11 protein-coding genes and 3 pseudogenes are annotated in these 17,402 nt (G+C 69.5%); 4 read left to right on the top strand and 10 right to left on the bottom strand.

Annotated elements, in window-relative coordinates; all coding sequences use genetic code 11:
• The coding region (locus AC3ETA_RS42425) for a HEAT repeat domain-containing protein (protein WP_432198247.1) at positions 1-863 on the top strand (863 nt) is incomplete at its 5' end.
• A gap of 26 nt (positions 864-889) precedes the next feature.
• Here AC3ETA_RS42425 and tpg read toward each other — a convergent pair.
• Positions 890-1,339: a telomere-protecting terminal protein Tpg gene (gene tpg / locus AC3ETA_RS42420; protein ID WP_432198250.1), complete on the bottom strand. Its 450-nt coding sequence runs from the start codon at positions 1,337-1,339 to the stop codon at positions 890-892.
• A 342-nt stretch (positions 1,340-1,681) separates the two neighbouring features.
• Here tpg and AC3ETA_RS42415 point away from each other — a divergent pair, with 342 nt between their 5' ends.
• On the top strand, positions 1,682-2,206 hold the full coding sequence (locus AC3ETA_RS42415; protein WP_432198246.1) for a hypothetical protein: 525 nt from the start codon (positions 1,682-1,684) through the stop codon (positions 2,204-2,206).
• Here the strand turns inward: AC3ETA_RS42415 and AC3ETA_RS42410 are convergent.
• The 4 genes and pseudogenes from AC3ETA_RS42410 to AC3ETA_RS42395 all read right to left on the bottom strand — a co-directional run.
• The gene (locus AC3ETA_RS42410) at positions 2,199-2,384 is read right to left on the bottom strand and encodes a hypothetical protein (RefSeq protein WP_432198245.1); all 186 of its coding nucleotides are present in this window, start codon (positions 2,382-2,384) and stop codon (positions 2,199-2,201) included. The two genes, AC3ETA_RS42415 and AC3ETA_RS42410, sit on opposite strands and share 8 nt — an antisense overlap.
• Positions 2,385-4,960: 2,576 nt before the next feature.
• Positions 4,961-5,374: pseudogene (locus AC3ETA_RS42405) on the bottom strand (DUF4365 domain-containing protein); the annotation flags it as partial.
• A gap of 119 nt (positions 5,375-5,493) precedes the next feature.
• The gene (locus AC3ETA_RS42400; RefSeq protein WP_432198249.1) at positions 5,494-5,871 is read right to left on the bottom strand and encodes a DciA family protein; all 378 of its coding nucleotides are present in this window, start codon (positions 5,869-5,871) and stop codon (positions 5,494-5,496) included.
• 162 nt (positions 5,872-6,033) lie between these two features.
• Positions 6,034-6,906: pseudogene (locus AC3ETA_RS42395) on the bottom strand (sensor histidine kinase); the annotation flags it as partial.
• 957 nt (positions 6,907-7,863) lie between these two features.
• Here AC3ETA_RS42395 and AC3ETA_RS42390 point away from each other — a divergent pair.
• On the top strand, positions 7,864-8,085 hold the full coding sequence (locus AC3ETA_RS42390; RefSeq protein WP_488187663.1) for a hypothetical protein: 222 nt from the start codon (positions 7,864-7,866) through the stop codon (positions 8,083-8,085).
• Positions 8,086-8,118: 33 nt separating this feature from the next.
• Here the strand turns inward: AC3ETA_RS42390 and AC3ETA_RS42385 are convergent, their stop codons facing one another.
• The 3 genes from AC3ETA_RS42385 to AC3ETA_RS42375 all read right to left on the bottom strand — a co-directional run bounded on the left by AC3ETA_RS42385 (position 8,119) and on the right by AC3ETA_RS42375 (position 12,275).
• Positions 8,119-9,426 (bottom strand): hypothetical protein, encoded by a 1,308-nt coding sequence (locus AC3ETA_RS42385; RefSeq protein ID WP_432198244.1) that lies wholly within the window; start codon positions 9,424-9,426, stop codon positions 8,119-8,121.
• A gap of 216 nt (positions 9,427-9,642) precedes the next feature.
• Positions 9,643-10,062 (bottom strand): SsgA family sporulation/cell division regulator, encoded by a 420-nt coding sequence (locus tag AC3ETA_RS42380; protein ID WP_432198243.1) that lies wholly within the window; start codon positions 10,060-10,062, stop codon positions 9,643-9,645.
• A gap of 1,349 nt (positions 10,063-11,411) precedes the next feature.
• Positions 11,412-12,275: an RNA polymerase sigma factor gene (locus AC3ETA_RS42375; protein ID WP_432198242.1), complete on the bottom strand. Its 864-nt coding sequence runs from the start codon at positions 12,273-12,275 to the stop codon at positions 11,412-11,414.
• 224 nt (positions 12,276-12,499) lie between these two features.
• Here AC3ETA_RS42375 and AC3ETA_RS42370 point away from each other — a divergent pair, with 224 nt between their 5' ends.
• On the top strand, positions 12,500-12,685 hold the full coding sequence (locus AC3ETA_RS42370; RefSeq protein ID WP_432198241.1) for a hypothetical protein: 186 nt from the start codon (positions 12,500-12,502) through the stop codon (positions 12,683-12,685).
• 773 nt (positions 12,686-13,458) lie between these two features.
• Here the strand turns inward: AC3ETA_RS42370 and AC3ETA_RS42365 are convergent.
• Both AC3ETA_RS42365 and AC3ETA_RS42360 read right to left on the bottom strand, forming a co-directional pair.
• Positions 13,459-13,646: pseudogene (locus tag AC3ETA_RS42365) on the bottom strand (hypothetical protein); the annotation flags it as partial.
• Between the two features lie 114 nt (positions 13,647-13,760).
• On the bottom strand, positions 13,761-17,309 hold the full coding sequence (locus AC3ETA_RS42360; RefSeq protein WP_432198240.1) for a hypothetical protein: 3,549 nt from the start codon (positions 17,307-17,309) through the stop codon (positions 13,761-13,763).
• Between the last annotated feature and the right edge of the window lie 93 nt (positions 17,310-17,402).

The raw sequence follows: 17,402 nt of genomic DNA, 5'->3' as shown, positions 1-17,402 counted from the left end.
GACTGCTCCGTCCCGCCGAGCTGGCCCGCGCGGCCGCCGGGGACCAGGACACCGTGGTCCAGGACCTGTGTGCCACAGCGGCGCTCACGGCTCTGGGGGATGAGGATGCCTACGAGGGTGTGCTGCCTCCACTGCTGTCCGCACGCAACCCGCGTACCCGTTCGGCCGGCGTCACCGCGCTGAGACGGGCGGGGCGGTCAAAGCAGGCGGAGTCGTTTCTCAGCGACCGTTCCGCGCTCGTGCGCGCTTGCGCCCGGTATGTCGTACGACAGCACGGAGGTGACCCGGCGGCCTGGTACCGGGAGCAGTGCACGGCACCGGACAACCCTGAGTTGCCGCCCGGTGCGGTCATCGGACTGGCCGAATGCGGGAACCGCGCGGACGCCGGACTGCTGCGGCCGCTGCTCGCGCACCCGGCGCCCGGGGTGCGGGCGCGAGCAGTGGCAGGACTACGGACACTGGACTGCGCGGATGCGAAACAGTTGCGGCCGCTCCTCGACGACCCTGCCGCCGGGGTCGTCCGCGAGACCGCCGCCGCCCTGCTGCCCTCGGCCAAGGAACTGCCCGCCGACCGGCTATTGGAGCGCACCAGCTCCGAGCACCCGCGGCACGTCCGCGTCGGCGCGTTCCGGCTGCTCGACGCACGCGGCGGCATCGTGGCGCTACGGGCGGCGGTCGGTCTGCTCGAAGACCCGGATATGAAGCTGCGCACCTGGGCCGCGCAATCAGTGCAGCGCTGGCATCCGTCACCGGACGAGCAGCAAGGCGACGCGGAGGTGGGTGAACTGCTCGACCGGAGCCGACACCTCTTCAGCGACCACATGCTGCGCCAGCGCAAGTGGGAAGCCGGGGTGGACAGCTGAGACTGCACCGCGGTCCAGAACGCTGCTCAGCACTCGCCGCCCGGTGGCCCTGGTGACAGCACGCCTGCCTTGGTGACAACTATCGTGCTTTGGCTTACGTAGACAGGTTTATCGCACGTCGTGAATTCCGTGCGGCTAAACGAGACATCGAGATGCTCTATGTCCTTGAATTCGACGTGCAGGCCCGCGCGCCCGCCGCCCTCCCGGCGGAAATAGGCGTCGGCGATGGCCTCCGCAACCAGCTCGTGCAGATCATCATCCGTCGCTCCGCTCTCCCGCGCGGCCAGGATCAGACGGGCGTGCATGGGCGAGACGGCGGTCATGATGCCCCTCATCCGGCCCGCGTCCGAGGACCCCTCCGGGCCGAACCCGAAGTAGGCCCGACAGGAGATGACAAGCCCTCCGGACGTGACGGCGCGCTGCCTCGTCTGCGCCCTGACCTGCGGTTGCCACTGCGCCTCGGTCTCCTTGACCAGAGCCTCCTGGGGACGCTTCTGCGGCTTCGCGGCGGCACCCGAGCGTAGCGCTCCACGGTGCGCCAGGAGACGCCCAGCCGCTCGGCTACGGCCGTCGTGGAGGCCTTGGCGCGCGTGAGGAGGAATTTCATCTGGGCTCGCGCGGATTTCGGCGCGGGCCGGGTGAACAAGGCCCGTTCGACCCGGGCGAGGCCGTCGAAGAGCTTGCGCCGAAGCGTGGCCGACGCCGGGGTGGTGTGCTGATCATCCAGACCGGCAGCCTCGGGCCGGTCCCCTGTGGACAGCGGCCACCGGACGCCGGGAAGGATGGGCGGCGAGTGCATCATCACGGGAGGGGCGGTTGTGCGGCTGACGATCGACACCGAGACGGACACCTACGAGCAGGCGATCGCCGCCGTCCAGGCCGCCTACGGGCTACGGCCGGACGTCCCGGCCGCCTGGCCGGACGCACCCGCCACGTCCCCGCGCCCCGGCCCGCAGGATCTCGCCGCCGACGAACTCGCCAACGGCTGGACGGACCAGCTGCTGTTCCAGCTGATCGCGGCGCTGATGCCCGGGGCTCGGGCGGTCCTGCGGCGGATCACCGAGCTGGGCGGCACCGCCTCGTACGAGGACGTCCAGCAGCACTTCGCCGACCACCCGACGCACCCGATCCCGCCGTCGAAGATCGGCGGCACCCTGACCAGCGTCAAGGCTGTACAGCGCCACGTCGGCCCAGACGGCGCCAGCCCGCTCCTCCAGCGAGACGAACGAGCACGGCGCTACCGCATCGACAACGCCCTCGTGGCCAGTCTCCAGCGGGCCTTCGCCCTGGCCGACGCCCGCCCCGACCTGCTGCGCGGTGTCCCAGCTGCCCCAGTTACCTGACGTGGCCGCGCCACCGGTAGAAGAGGGTCTCGCCCGGTCCCGCCCTGAGCTGGATCGGCACACCAGCCAGCAGGGTGCCGACGTCGATCGTTTGCCCGGGGCGCAGCACGGTGAAGCCCTGGCGCGTGTAGTACGGCCCGAGATTGCGTGGTGTCTCGAATCCGCCGAACAGCAGCATGTAGTTCAGTTGCCAGTACAGCTGTACGCACCGCTTCAGCAGTGCGGCGCCGATCCCGCATCGGAGAGTGCGGTGAAGGCGGGTTGGCCGTCGTGCAGGCCGAGTTGCCCGGACGAGCGCAGGAGGGTGTCCAGGGCGTAGCGGGTGTTGACGAGGTCGTCGTAGGCGGGGGTGGGGATGGGAGTGGTGGTGAAGCGGGCGCGGAGCTGGTCGAAGCGGCCGGGCAGGAGGGTGGCGACGGCGACGGCGGTGATGTCGAGGGTCACGGTGGTGTTCAGGGCCCTGGCGGCGGCGGCGAGTTCGGCGGCGAGGTGGGCGGGGTGCAAGGTGGCGGCGGGGATGAGTCCGGCCGCTCGTTGGATGAGGGCGAGGGTGACGGGACGGTCGGCGGCGCGGGCAAGCATGCCCAGGGGTGCGGCGCCGGTGCGGACGGCGTCTTTGCATGCGTCGATGAAGGGCTGGCGGGGGGCGAGGGTCTGCTGGAGGTGCGCGGAGAGGTCGTCGAGGGAGAGGTGGTTGAGTTCGGATCCGCTGGTGGGAGTGTCGTCCAGCAGGGTCTGCAGCGTGTGTCTGAGGTGATCGGGCAGGAGCAGGGGCGGCCGGGCGGGGGTGGCAAGGTCTGCGTCCTGGGGGCGGGGTCCGCCGGTGGCGTGGAGGAGGCGGGCCAGGAGGAAGGCGCGGACGGGGGTGTCGGCGGCGAAGTGCTCGGCGAGGGTGAGGGCTTGTTCGGCGTCGGCCAGGGTCCAGCCGGCCCAGTCCACGATCGTCATCCACAGGCGGGCTTCTTCGGCGCGGCGGACGGGCGGGGTGTAGCGGGTGAGGGTGGCGTGGGCGGCGTCCAGGCGCCGTGCCTGCAGCTGGGCGCGGATGGCGGCCCAGGCGAAGGAGGCCGCCGTGTCGGAGAGCGGGACCGTGCCGGATGCGGCCGGGAGCAGGTCGCTGCCGCGTTCCTCGGCTAGGCCGGCCAGGGCGTGGTCTTCCATGTCGAGCCAGTCCTGGCGGTCATAGGCCCACTGCACGGCGCTGCCGCGCAGCTGTTGGCGCAGGGCGGCGGGCAGGAAGGGCCGTGACAGCAGGGTCAGGGCGCGCAGCCGGGCGCGTTCTGGCTGGTCGGCGCGGCTCCACAGTTTGACGGCGTGCAGGCGCAGGGCGAGGTCGCCGAAGCGGTTTCCGGCGCGTTCGGCCGCGTCGGCCGCGGCGGTCAGGTCGCCGGTGTCCTCGTAGAGGCCGACCAGGGCCATGGCGGCGGTGACGCTGGTGGCCTCCCACTGGCGCAGGCGGCGGATCGCCGCGTCCTGGTCGCCGGTGACGGCTTCGGCGCAGGCCCACCGCACGTGGTAGACCGCCTCCGAAACCGCGCCCTCATCGCGCAGCCGGTCCAGGGCGGCGACGGGCCATTCCCCCAGGCCAGTGAGGGTCATGGCAGCCACCATGCGCTGGTCGTCGTCGGTGGCCTCCTCGAGCGCGGACGTCCAGGCGGTGACGCGCTGCGCGGTGGTGGCGTCGGGGCGGCTGTCCACGGCGACGGCCGCCAGCTGCGCGCGGGCGCCTGCCTCGGTGAGCTGCTGGGCGAAGGAGCCGGCCAGATCGTGTTGGCCTGCGTGGTAGGCGAGGCGGGCGGCCTCCAGCAGCAGCGGCGCAGAGCCGCTCTCCGGGCCCTGGGCCTCCCCGTCGGGGGCGGGCACGGCGGTGCGCAGGGCAGCGGAAATGTCGGCGTCGATGGTCCGCACGCGCAGCAGTACCAGAGCGGCCCCGGCGCTGGGGCCCCGCCAGCGGCGGTACCCGGCGCGCGCGGCCAGTGCGAGCCGGTACGCACGCTGGACGTCCAGGTAGGCCAGGATCGGTGCGCCGGTGGTGGTGTGTCGGGTCAGGGCCGCGGCCATCTCGGCCTGCAGCCCGGGGTCGTCCGGTGCCCGGTTCATCGCGGCTTCCAGGGCCGCCATGCCTTCGTCGTGGCGGCCGGCCGCGAAGTGGGTCCGGGCCACGAAACCCATCACCGTCGGATCGCCGACGGCCGCCTCGTCCCCCGCGGCCAGGGCACGGGCGATGGTCTCGGGCAGCTGAGGCAGTTGGCCGGGGCTGGGGCCGGGCAGCAGGGCGCGGGCCACGGCCGCCAGGACCGGGCTGCTCGCTTCGGCCGCGGCGATCAGTGCCTGGGCCCGGCCGGGATCCGTCCCGGCGGCCACGATCGCCGCCAGGGCCCGCAGACGCCCCGCATCGATGCCGCTGTCGCCGTCGCCGTCGGCGGCGTTGGCGACAGCGTCGGTGGCGTGTTCCAGAGCATCGACGGCCACCGGCCCCAGCTGGTGGGCGACGGCATACCCGGCCACCGCCCGCCACGCTCCCGCCCGCTGCTCACCGTGCAGGCCGGACAGCCAGCCGGGGGGATCCTCCAGCAGCGTGCGCACCACCGTCGCGGGATCCGCAGCCTGCGCCAGCAGCACCGCAAGACCGGCCGCATACGGGGCGCCTGCCTGGTGGTCGCGCAGCAGCGCGATGCGGGCGTCGCGCGGCAACCGGTCGACCGCCGCCTGAAAAGCATCCGGCTGCGGCCGGGCCGGAGCGGCCAGCGCCTTCGCGGCCTCGGCCGTGAGCTGCTGCGCGGCCGGAACAAGGATCTTCCAGCCCCTGCCCGTGGAGATGAGGGTGTCGTCGGTGACGTGCTGCCAGTACACCCTCTCCTGCTCGGGGTGCTGCAGCATGACCACCACGGGCAGGGAATGCCCCCGCCAGTACGCCGCATGCTCCTCGCCGCAGCGGAACCACCAGCCCTCCGCTGCCGGCTCGTCGAACCAGCTGCGGCCCGACTTGATCTGCACCGCCAGCAGCCGCCCGGTCGCCTCCCCGTGCTCGACCACCTCCAGCTGCGCATCAACCCCCACATCACTGATGTCCTGCTCCCTGAACAGCCAGCCCAGCTCTGTGAGTACCGCATGGGCGATCGCGTTAACACCCGCCCGGTCCACCAGATGGGTCTCCAGCACCCGCATCAGCGCCTCCCCCGCACCCGCGGCAACCCACCCATCCCGCTGAAGGGGGCCGCCGCGCCGCCATCGTAGAGTCGCACGACGCCCACGAGTGGCGACTTCGCCACAGCCGCCACCGGGCGCTACCCGACGGCCTGCCGCTCAACCGCCGCCACGATGCCCGGGTCGGCCAGGCGTGGCAGGGCGGCCTGCTGACGGGCGTCGAGGGCGCGGTGGTAGCCGTCGCTGGCCAACCCCCGTGTCTTCACCGGCCCCGTGGGCGCGGCCGCCATCTCCGGGGCGACATCGTCCAGGTCAGGCACGGGCACCGAGCCGGCCGCGAGGATGTGCAGGTGCCGGACGACCGTACGGCCCGCCGACCGGTTGGCAGCCGCGATGACGCCGACCTGCTCCAGCCGAGTCTTCGTCGCCCATGCCGCCGACTCCGGGCACACCGTGAGCCAGCCGGAGTCGGCTTTGTACTTGACGGCTGTGACGTGCCCGGCGAGTCCGGGGGCGATGGCCTCCCACCGGCTGCCCGTGCCACGACCGCCTGTGAGGTTGCTTACGGGGCCGGTGTCACGTTCACCACCGAATGGTCGCAGTCTCCTTCGTGGACACGGTCCGTTCTACTCCTTCGTACTCGGCTCGGTGGATTCGGGAGTAGCAGCCGGAACCAACGTATCTTGAGGGAGCATGACCAGTGCTGTCGTCCCGCCGGAGTCGGCGGGACGCAGCTGGATGCGGATGTCGTGGCGCACCGACAGCCGGGCGACCACGAACAGACCCATGCGCCGGGAAACGGAGAGGTCCACGGTCGGCGGGGAGGCCAGCCGCTCGTTGATGGACGCGAGGTCCTCGGGGGACAGTCCGATACCGGTGTCGTGGATCTCAATCAACGCCCGGCCATCGGGCAGCGCGTGCCCGGTGACCTTGACTTTGACTGTGGTCTGCGGGGAGGAGAACGTGATGGCGTTCTCCAGCAGCTCGGCGAGCAGGTGCACGAGGTCGTTGACGACGCGGCTGGCGACCTCGGCAACCGGGACCGCGGCCAGTTCGATGCGTTCGTACTGCTCCACCTCGGAGGCAGCGGCGCGGAGGACGTCAGCCAGCGGGACCGGACGGGTCCAGTGGCGGCCGGGTTCTTCACCGGCGAGCACCAGGAGGTTCTCACCGTTGCGGCGCATGCGGGTCGCCAGGTGGTCGAGCATGAACAGCGAGGACAGGTGATCTGGGTCGGCCTCGCGGGACTCCAGTTCGGCGAGCAGCGACAGCTGGCGTTGGATGAGTCCCTGTGAGCGGCGCGAGAGATTCGTGAACATCGCGTTGACGTTGCCCCGCAGCAGGGCCTGTTCGGCGGCGAGCCGGACTGCCTCACGGTGTACTTCATCGAATGCCCGGGCAACTTGATTGATCTCTCCGTGGGAGAAGGTACCCACGGACTCGACCGTGGTGTCCACGTTCTGCGGGTCTGCTTCGGAGAGTGCTCTGACCAGCTCTGGCAGTTTCCTGCGGGCGACGTCCTGAGCTGTGTCCCGTAGTCGGCGCAGAGCCTCGGACCTCTTCACCGCAGGGGGCCAGATCTTGCTGGCCTTCGCCTTCTGGAGGATCTCCTGGGCCCTGGTCTCGGCTTCGGACAGCTGGTCGTTCGCCGTCCGGACAATCTCCTCCGCGCGCTTGCCTGCATCCTGAAGGCTCTGAGCTGACTCCTTCCGGGCTTGCCGGCGCAGCTCTTCGACCTCACGTTCGACGTGGGACCACAGCTCATCAGTCTGCTGCTTCATGGCAGTTGCGGCCTGATGTGCCTGGCTGGTTACGCGGTCTGCTTCGGCGAGTGCCTCGTGCCGGATGCGTTCTGCCTGTTCATGCGCCTGCGCCCGGACGGATTCGGCTTCTACAAGTGCTTCTGCGATCAGCGCTTTGGTGGCACGCCGGACACGTCGTGCCGAGGCCTGGACTTCTCGCTGCCGGTATTTGACCTCTCTCCACCGGCCGCGCCACTCCTCGATGCGCTCTGGATACACCACGTGACCCGGAGCCGGGCTGCGTGCCTGGGAACGGAAGTTGGTGACGACACGGACGAACTCAATGAGGGCATCCATGGACGGCAGACGCTTTCCGGACAAGGCCTCGTTGATGCCGGCCCTGCTCAGTTTCGGACGCCCCGATGCCTTGACGATCTCGCTGTAGGAAGGGGCACCAAACTCGATGTGCAGACGGTTGAGAGCATCGGTGAAGTCCGCCAGAGCCTCGTCGTACGCCGTCAAGGCCTCGACATCGTCCTCGTCGAATCCGTGATCCGCCTGCGTCACCGAGTCCCCCGTAGCACTGTGTAGAGCCACGGTAGGTACTGGCTGAAGCGAACGTCCACAGAATCCCCTGAACAAACCTGAACGATTTCATCGTTCGCCAACGGCACCCAGACGTGCGCCCGTTGGCCACTCGCATACGGGTCAGTGCGAACCCGGCCAGCCTGCTCTTCGCCGCGCGGCCCGCACCGGTCTTCTGGAGCCATGGACGACACCAACGCCACACCAGCAGACCCCGGCTCCGACAGCCCCACCTCTCCACCAGCCGAAGAGGCGCCGCAGCAACACCGCATAGTGGATCTTGCTGCCCTGCTTGCCCTCCTGGGCCTGGCGGCTGCCGTGTACCTCGCGGTCGGAGACGCTGGCTTCTCAGTAATCACCAGCGCAGTCGTCGGCCTCTTCGGCACCTGGCGAGCGCGTCGGTGAAGCCGCCGGGGCTGCTGCGTGCTGTTCTGGCGTCTATGAGTCCACGAGGTACGCCTTCTCCCCCACCATCAGCGGCCCGTCGGCAGGCCCCTTGATGTAAGGGCCGCGCCAGATCACCCGGTGCTCCTGGCGGCTGGGGTACCACTGCCGCACCTTGTGCATCCGCACCGGCCAACGGTGGTGGTACACCCGTGCCTTCTTCTCCCCCGGCGTGTCCGTGGTACGCGGGGACGGGGCCGCGAGCCGGATGACCCGGACCTCAGGGTCGTACGGCTCGGAGCCGTGGAGGCGGCCGACGGCCGCCCGCGGCCCGGACAGGGCCTGGGGCTGTTCGGCGGCGGTGATTCCCTGGCTGATGAGCCGCCAGAACGCGAACATGTAGCGGCCCGTGAAGTCGTCGTACGGGTCCTCGACACGGCCGCCGCCCCATTCCCCAATCTCGGGGACCGGCTCGGAGCGCCACTGGGAGGCCTGGGTGAGCGCCTTCTGAAGCCGACGGTGGCGTTCGGACAGGTCCGCCATCGTCTCGGTGCTCTCCTCCGCCAGGCACGCATCGCCCCGCATCCCGTACATGCCATCCGGCACCAGCGGGGGAAGCGGGGTCCCGGCCGCGCGCGCCTGGGAGACCGCCAGCCGCCACTCGGCTGGCTGCACCGGCCCGTCGCGGTCCATGAGCGTCGTCACCCGCACGCCCGCGTACTGGGCGGTGGGCAGGATCTGGTGCTGGGTGACGAACTGCCAGCCGAACGCCGCGGTGTCCGACAGCGAGCCGGTGCGGTTGACGATCACGACCGGTTCGGGCAGCACCAGCAGCCCGGTGGGCACGATGATGTCGCGGTCGCGGTCCAGAGTGCTGAGGTCGGCCGGCTCGAGTGTCGCGGCCGCGGCCATCACGGCGGCGTGCGCGGCCGGGGAGATCACGAAGACCTCCGCCTGCCGCAGCAGTTTCCCGATCTGCCGGATCTGCCACGCGGCGGCCTCCTGCGGCGCGCGCGGCCACGGCGGCCGGAACCCCTGCTTGCCCAGGGTCATCGACATGGCCGCGTCCCGCTCCAGGCCAGCAGGATCGCCGGCCACGTCCGAGAGGTCACTGTGGAGCAGCACACCCCGCAGCTCGCTGATGACGTTGTTCATGTTGGAGGCGAGCATCATCTGTACCCACGGGTTGCCCGTCAGGCACTCCAGCGACCTGGCCCGCAGCCGCTGCGCCGTCCGTGCCGCACCGGACGCCGTCCACTGCCCGGCCTTGTCCCTGCTGCGCTCCCGTTTGCCCCGGCTCGCCTTCCCCACCCCGACGCCCCTCCCACTACGGCCGATGTCGAAGCCGTACCCGACCGCCACGGACCCGACACGACGCTAACCGGCCGACGACGGCTGGCAGGCAAGCGGCAGTGTTCACGCCGCACGCCGGGCCACCACGGCTCGTGAGGTATCAGTCGTCCTTCCGTCCCGCTGTGCCCGCCCTAAACGAGCCCGTGGGAGCGCGGGCAGTGGCTCTGTACGCCCTGCGTGCCGTGGCGTCGTACAGGGCCCTGCCTGCGCCTCATCTGCGCTCGATCAGCCGACTGCGCCGGAGGTCAGGGCGGCGAGTTCGCGTTCGAGATTGTTCAGGGCATCGCTCATGTGCTGGTGTTCGGCACCGCTGGGGACCGCTTGCTGGGTCTGTTCCAGGTAACTCTCCAGGTCGGTCTGGGACGCGGATAGCAGGGCAGTGCCCTGCGGTGTCTTCAGACGGATGAACGTGCTGCAGTTGGATGAGGAAGGGCCGGGACGCGGCCAGACGATGACGTCGCCCTCACCCGTGCTGCGGTGGAGTCCGTCCAGGAGCAGATCCCGGGCAAAGACCCAACTCTTCGCTCTGGGACTGTGAGGGCGGAAGACGACTTCGATCGCGTAGGGGTCCATCCTCCGGTAGGTGAAGCGGGCAGGTAGCACCCGACCGGTGTCGTACTCATCTGTGTGCAGGCGCAGCGGCATCGTTGTGTGCTGCGTCGCCCAGCAGTCAGCGAGTGCCCGCCACAGAGGCGCAAGATCCGAAGAGGCAGGGGGGCGGGTTTCCACCCCGCAGTTGGGTAGGCCTGTCTTGTCGGGGGGCGGCTGTGGGGTGTTTCGCCGTCGGTCCTGTAGCAGGAGTGCGCTTACGCGTTCCATGGCATCCCTGATGCCGTTCCAGATGCTGACAGAGAGCTCGTCAGCAGTGCCCCCGTAGCTGCTTTCCGGCAAGAGCCGCAGGAGTCTGGATCCAGGCGGTGCTGCCCTGCGGCGGAGGCAGGTGGGTGTGCGCGGGCCAGGTGATCGGTGGGCACGGTCTGTTTGACCGTCACACGATGCCCCCCACAGGTGAAGTGTCAGATAGCCCAACTCGCGTGCGACGGTTTCGGCTGGGGTGGGGTGCGCCCATGGCGCCGGCGGCCGTCTGGCGTCCTCGGGCTCATAATCGGATAGTGCCAGGAGGCTGGCTGCCAACGAGTGCGGCGACGTCTCAGAGCCGTCCGGGCCGGGCAGACGCCAGGGCAGCCCAGGCAGCAACAGGAATGGAGAACCTGGAAGTCCCCGTAGTCTCCCGGTATGGCTGTTCGGGGCTGCCGAGCAATGGCCCGGCCTTGTCGCGACGCCGTCCGTTTGCCGCCACTCCCACAGGGTTTCTACACCGTCGTGAATGGCCGGTTCATCCGCCCTGAGCCTGAGATCGGGCATCCACTCCGCAGGCGTCACGGGGAGAAAGCGCCGCGTATCCGGCAGCGATTTGCCGCAAGAGAGTCTTCCAAACATGGTGAGAGCGAAGGCCGTGCCGGTTTCCGGCAGTCTCTCCCCCAGCAGCATGTCGATCCAGGTACTGCGAGGCCTCTCGTCGCTCACGGGAGAGTGCAAGCGGGCTTGCGGCATCCGGTCCATCAGGTCATGGAGATGCTCGCGCAGTGTCCGGTGCGCTGCACCGGAAGCGCTGTCGGAGGCACTGCCATCGCACACGAGAAGGACCGGCAACAGGCGTCTGGTGGCCGCAGTCGCTTTGGTCTGCGGCTTTGCTGGCCTTCCGTGAGATCGGGTCGGCGAGCGGTGCTGGCCGTGCGTGGAATCGGGTTCGTCGGTGCTGTACGTGGCCGCGTCGTCGGCACCTGCGACAGTGTCGTTGTCCGGGAGCGCGGCGATGTGCTGGGGGTGGGTGGCGGCGGCTTGGTCCAGGCGGCTCCGCACGGCCGACGGCAAAGGGTCGGTCTCGGCCAGTACGTGGGGGGCACCCAGACTGGAGGCCTGTAGCAGGGCGTCGAAGTCGTCGAGCGGTGTGGTGTCCGCGCTCTGGTCCTTCGTGTGGTGTTTCCGGACGGTCATCGTGCTTCCCCCTTTCGCTTGGTGGGCCGTGCGGAGCTCTTGGCGAGCCGGGCGCGGGCCCGGCTGGTTTTGCGTTCCAGGGCTTTCTCGGTGAGCCCTACGTGCTGTGCTGCCTCACGCTGCGTGTATCCCATCGCGCGCAGGCACAGCGCCTTGCGAAGCTGCTGGTCGGAGATCTGGTCCAGCAGGCGGAGGACTTCCTGGTGGAGGATGGCGGCGCTGCCGGGGTCGGCGCTCGGCTGAGTGGGGATCTGCGCGAGCACATCTTCCGGACCTTCGCGTCCTGGCGGCCGGTGCAGTTCAGTGTGCCGGTGGGCGCGGTCGTCGTACCAGCGGTTATAGACCGGGCGGAACGAGCGCACCGTGGCGCCGACGAAGTAGGTCGTCAGGGAGGCACCGCCGCGCGGGTCCCATCTGCCGCGGACCAGGCCGTATTCGGTGAACAGCTCCCTGCCGTCGATCACGGCGCCGGTGGCGATCTCGTGGCGGTCTTCTGCTGTCCAGTCGGTGGTGCGGCGGCGGGGTGGGACGGGGCGGCCGGCGCGGGCGGAGCGGTCGAAGATGTCCCCGGCACTCATCCACTTGATCATCGTGCGCCAGCTGTAGTCCATCCATCCCTGGCAGGCCTTGGTGAAGCGGGGGCCGGTGAAGCCGTCCTGCCGCAGGATCTCCACGATGCGGCGGTCGGCTTCCAGCCGGGCAGCGCGGGCCGCGTCGTTTTCGGTGGCTGGCCCGGCGGCGGCTAGTTCCCGCTCCAGGCTCGGCAGGCCGGTCGCGGCAGCCTCGGCACAGTCGAGGTCTTGGTCGTGTTCGGACACGGAGCTGGGGAACACCAGCCCACCCAAGGTCGCGTCTGCCACATCCGCTCCTCGCCTCAGCCCCGGCCGCCTTTGCCTCTGCTCGGCCCTTACGTCTGCGGTCATAGGCACAGGCCGCGGTTTTCCCCCCGGGTCCCGCTGCTCTTTTTTCATCCCATGCAGTGTGATTTACATCACGCGGGGGGAGAGGGCGGCGCAGCCGCTACAGCACCAACAACCGCACCGAGAAGGAACGGTGACGACTCATCAGACGAAAGAGGTCAACGATGAACAGCTCCGACCAGCCGCTGCTGAGTCTGCGGACCGCCCTGATCCTGCTGCTCGGCGTCCTCACCGGCACCGGCGCGGGCCTGCTGACCGTGGCAGCCGGAGGGGTACTGGCCGCCGGATTTCTTGCCGGCGGTGCCGCCTTTGCCGGGGCCGTGATCTTCTTCCACACCATCATCGGCTGATCTCGGCGACCGCAGACCTGCGCATCGAGCAGCGACAACGCCCGCCCCGTTCGTCGGCCCGTCGCGGGGCCCTAGACGAAAACCGCCTCGGTGGCACGGGAAGACCACCAGGGCGGAGAAGCCCAGCTCCCTCCCAGGCGTCCGGCGCTCGATGGGTCGACAGCGAGCCAGCCACTCGAGCGCGCTGGCCCACTCTGGTCATCGCCCGCCGCTATCACCTCGGCACCCATCTGTGACCCGGCACGGCGGGGCGGCCCCCTGGCGCGCGGCGAGCGCGCGGCGGCCGGTGCATGTCACCGCTCCTGCACTACGACGCGGCGCGCGCAGGCAGCGGCAACGGGGCACCCGACAACGTGACAGCACCCCTCGAAGTGCACTGGGTACGTGGCCGTCGACGTCGGCCGGGGCCTCGACCCCGGACCGCCGCTACTGGCCGTGCTGGTCGTCCCGCCGTAGTCCGCGACCGCGATCCCCAGCAGGAGGGCGGAGGAGATACGTGTAATAGCCGCCACTTCGTAGCAGAGCGTGATGCTCCACTCCGGGGGTGGAGTCTGGCGAAGCCCGCCCGCTCGGGTGTCTGGCATCGGTACCGTGCCGCCCGATGACGATGCGAAAGGCGGGCCGGTAGCGAAGTCGCCTTGGTGGGGCCGCTGAGCGTCGCCCTAGCCACGGCGGGTACGCATGGACAGCTGCAGGGCCTCCAGTCGGTCCAGCATCCGCTCCGGCTCCGCGCCGGCCTCCAGCGAGGACGTGCCGGAGTCAGCGGTCACGGCCTACTCGCCGTCGTCCAGGACGGCGTCGCCGCCCTTGATGTGGCGGGCCGGGTTAGGCCCTGCTCCATCAGGTCGACCGCCCACAGCATCGATTGGACGCCTTCCAGCTTCGCCAGGCCGGGTGTGGGCCCGAGGCGGAAGGTGCCGGGCTTCGGCTTGCCGGACTCCGCGTAGGGGAGGAAGTCGAGTTCTCCTGCGTCCACGTGTTCGCGCCGGACCGCCAGGCGTTCGCCAGCGGCACCATGCGGTCGCGAGGCCCTGACCACCGATGATTGTGTCGCCGGCGGCTCGCAGCAGGAGGGTCAGGTCGTCGGGCTGGCGTAGCCAGTGCGGGGGATGTCCAGGTCGAACTCAGGGCGGAAGGCTTCCGCGAGGCATGCGTTGACGGCGTCGTGCTCCTGAGGATGGAGTTCTTTGAGCATGTTCGCGATCTCTGTCCGTCCTTTGGACATGTGGTGAGAGACGGCGAAGCGGATCACCGGTGGGAGATCAGTGAGGGGCCGCTGACGCAGAGCGGCCCACATGAGCTGGGCGGCGGTCTTCGGGGCTCCCTCATTGATGACTTGCCGGAGGACGGCCAGGAGTTCGCGTGGCTCCGGCGCCGTGGCGGCGATGGTGAGGATCTCCCCAGCGAGCGCGGAGGATTCCGGGAGATCGGCCTGGGCAAGGACGATGTTTGTCAGGTGAGCGACTTGGTGGTCAGGCGGTGGCTGGAGAAGCCGGGCACGCACCGCGAACGGGACGGCGGGCAGGACGCGGAGGATGGCAGTGACCTGCGGCCGGCTGGCTTGTACGATCAGGTGGCGCGGGAGATGCTCGACGACGGTGAGCAGCGTCCGTTTTAGCACTGCTCCCGTGGTGAGAGGCAGCACCTCTTCCCAAGGCATGCCGTGGTTGCTGTACATGGTCGACAGCAGGATGTCGTCTGCCCGTGCGTCGGGTCCTTGGGCTGCGTAGTGGTTGAGTGCCTGGGCGAGCTCTTGCGGTACCTCTGCCGGGGGCCAAGAACTTGTGCCGGTATTCCGTTCGGCTTTGGAGAGCAGCCAGCTGGCCTGGTGTTCGTGTCCTTGACCGGCCAGCGCCCGTGCGAGGCCGAGAGTGGAAGCCGCAGGGATATCGGCTGCCGCGTGGACGAGGGCCAGCGACAGGTGGCCCGGCCCCTCTGCGCAGAGGTCCGTGACGAGGAGGGCGTACTGGGCTGCGCTGGTGTGCTGCACGATCTGGGCGATCAGCTCATCCTGCACCGGTGGGGAGGCCAAGTGCAGTGCTGTGCTGAGCTCGGCTGCCGATGCGGTGGCCGCTAGTTGAGTCAGCAGCCAGAGGGCGTCGTGACGCAGGTCGCCGCCCAACAGATGGCTCGCCAGGTCGATGGTCCTTGCGGGTTCCGTCGGCAGGGTGGCGAGCATGAGCTGCACGAACGGGGAGCGGCCCTGCCGGTACAGCTCGACGGCCAGTTCTGTGATCAGGTTGGCGGACCGTGTGCCAGCGCCGGCCAGGAGGCATTGCGCTGCCCAGCCTGGAAGACGATGGTTGAGCGCGGCGGTCATCTCGGTGGCATTGAAGCGGGAGCGGGAGCCTGCGTGGTGCAGCAAGTGTGATGCGGCGTAGTGGAAGCGGCGACCGTGGAGGGCTCGTGCCACGTGCAGGACTGCCGCGAGCGACGGTGCGCCCGTACTGACGTACGACAGCAGGGTGCGTTCCTCGTGGCCGTCGCGAAGAAGCGTGGCGATCACGTCTGTTGCCTTGTCGGCGGAGTGCCGCATGGTGTGGCCGAGCAGTTGGTGGGCCAGATCGGCGTCGACGCCGCTGAGCGCACCGAGCAGGGTGGCGATGTCCTCGCTTGAGCGGCGTCCGGCGCTCAGGAGAAGTGCTGTGACGGCGTCGTTCTCGCCTGTCTCCGAGGCGAGCGGCATCCACGCGGCGGCCTGGATGGTGACAGACGCCAGTAAGTCAGCCGGCGCCGACCCTCCGATTGCGGCGAGCAGGAAGTCGAGGGAGCCGGAGAACTGAACCATCGCATGACTGATCAGTTGCCACGCATCCTCACGGCGCTGTTCGAGGAAGGCGGCCAGGAGGTACGTGAGCAGTCCGCTGGTCTCGCTCTTGCCTGCGAGAAGGCTGGCTGTTTCCACCACGGCTTCGATGGGGGCCTGTGCGGCGCGCGTCAGGATTCCGGCCGCCATGGTCTCCGCCTGGGCATCGTCGGCGGCCATGAGTAGAGCCCGGCACAGAGCGACGACAGCAGACGGCTTCCGCTCGGCCGCGGCCTCGAGGGAGAGAGCGGTGAAGCGGTCTCCGTCGGGCAAAGCGGCGACGCTCTGCAGCAGGACTAGGACGTCTCGGGGACTGCGGTGTGCGACGGCATCTCTCAGCAGGCTTTCCGCTTCCTGCAGGCGGCCGTTCTCCGCGAGCAGGGCCAAGAGTCCCGCCACGTCGCCCATGGATCGCCTGCGTACGGCTGCGTCCAGCAGCCTCACGGCCTGCACATGTTGATCACGCTGCAGCAGGTGGTTCAGCAGGCCGGGTACGTCGGCCATGGCGGCAGCGTCGAAGAGCAGCCCCATCTCCGTGATCGCGTCATCGCGCTCCAATGCCTGCAGAAGGTCAGCCACGACCTGCGGTGGTTTCTGCCCCGCATGGAGCAGGAGCTGCTCTCGTTGAAGCCAGTACCCGGCATCACCCAGGGCCTGAATCAAAGCTGCGACCTGCCCGCCGGGACGCCCGGCAGCCGTGGTGAGAACGAAGGCCACCGCCTCCTTGTCGTCCTCGTCGGCGAGATCGGCCACGAGATCGGCGACCGCCGTCTCGGCACCGAACAGCGCCTTTTCAAGGAGCTCCTGCTGCCGCTCATCCTCGGGATCCGGCTGCGGGTCGCTGCCAGCCGGGCCCACCTTCTCAGCCCCTACCAGCAACTCCTCCTCGGACAGCTGTGCCACTGCCCGGCGGACCGCAGCCTCGGCCGCGAAGAGAACGGAGTCCTCACTCCTGCGTTCCTCGCTTGCCTGCATCAGCTCGTCGCGCTCACGGAGCACGTGATGACGCGAAGCCCTCACCACCCTCAGCTCCTCCGCGAGAGCCTCCTTACTGGCCACCTCCTCCAAAAGCCGCTGCTCGACATCGGCGAGCCGCCGCTGCGCCGCGGCTACGGACCGCTCGGCGGCCTTGCGTTCGGCTTGCGCGGCAGCAACGTCTGCCCGCAGCCTCATGGCCTGTTCGCTCAGCGCCGCCACATGAACGGCGAGCTTCGTCTCCGTCTCGGCAAGCAGCCCGCGCATCTGAGCCAGCCGAGCGGCATCCCGGCTCTTCTCGCGCTCCACGCGCGCCAGCTGCGCCCTTGCAGCCACAGTCGTGCGATCCGCTCGGTGAAGTAGCCGATGCGTCTGCACCAGCTCGCTCTTAAGGGAGTGCTCAGCAGCACGCCTCCGCGCGCACTCGGCCTGATAGGCCTCACACGCGCGTTCCGCCATGAACAGCCTGAAAAGATCGGAATCTTCCGCTTCCAACGCCCGTAGATGAGCGAGTTCCAGCTGCTGGCGGTCCGCAGCGTCGAGGACCTGGCCCGCCTCCTCTTCCGCGAGCCGGAATAACGCCTCGACCTCGGCGAACGTCGGCAGCTTCTTCGCCGACGAGATACGCGAGATGCTCGCGGTGCTGAAGCCTTCCCCCAACGCAACACTGATCTTCCGCTGCGTGAAACCCCGCTTCTTCAAGGGTTCGAACGCGCGGTCCCGCATCAGCTCAGCAAGTTCCCGACGCGACTCCGGAACGTCGTCCAGCTCAACGGGCGGCCGCCCGACCGGCCGGACCTCTATCTCCCCGCGCCGTCCGCCAGTCGGCGGCGTCTCCACCATGCACCCCCCAGAAGCCCTGCCAAGCCCGACACTTGAGACGGTCAGAGACAGAAGGCCAACACACCAAGCCCTACCGAAAGTCGTCCACTTCGG

It is taken from the genome of Streptomyces sp. bgisy027, assembly GCF_057710365.1.
This window is presented reverse-complemented; position numbering and strand designations above follow the sequence as displayed.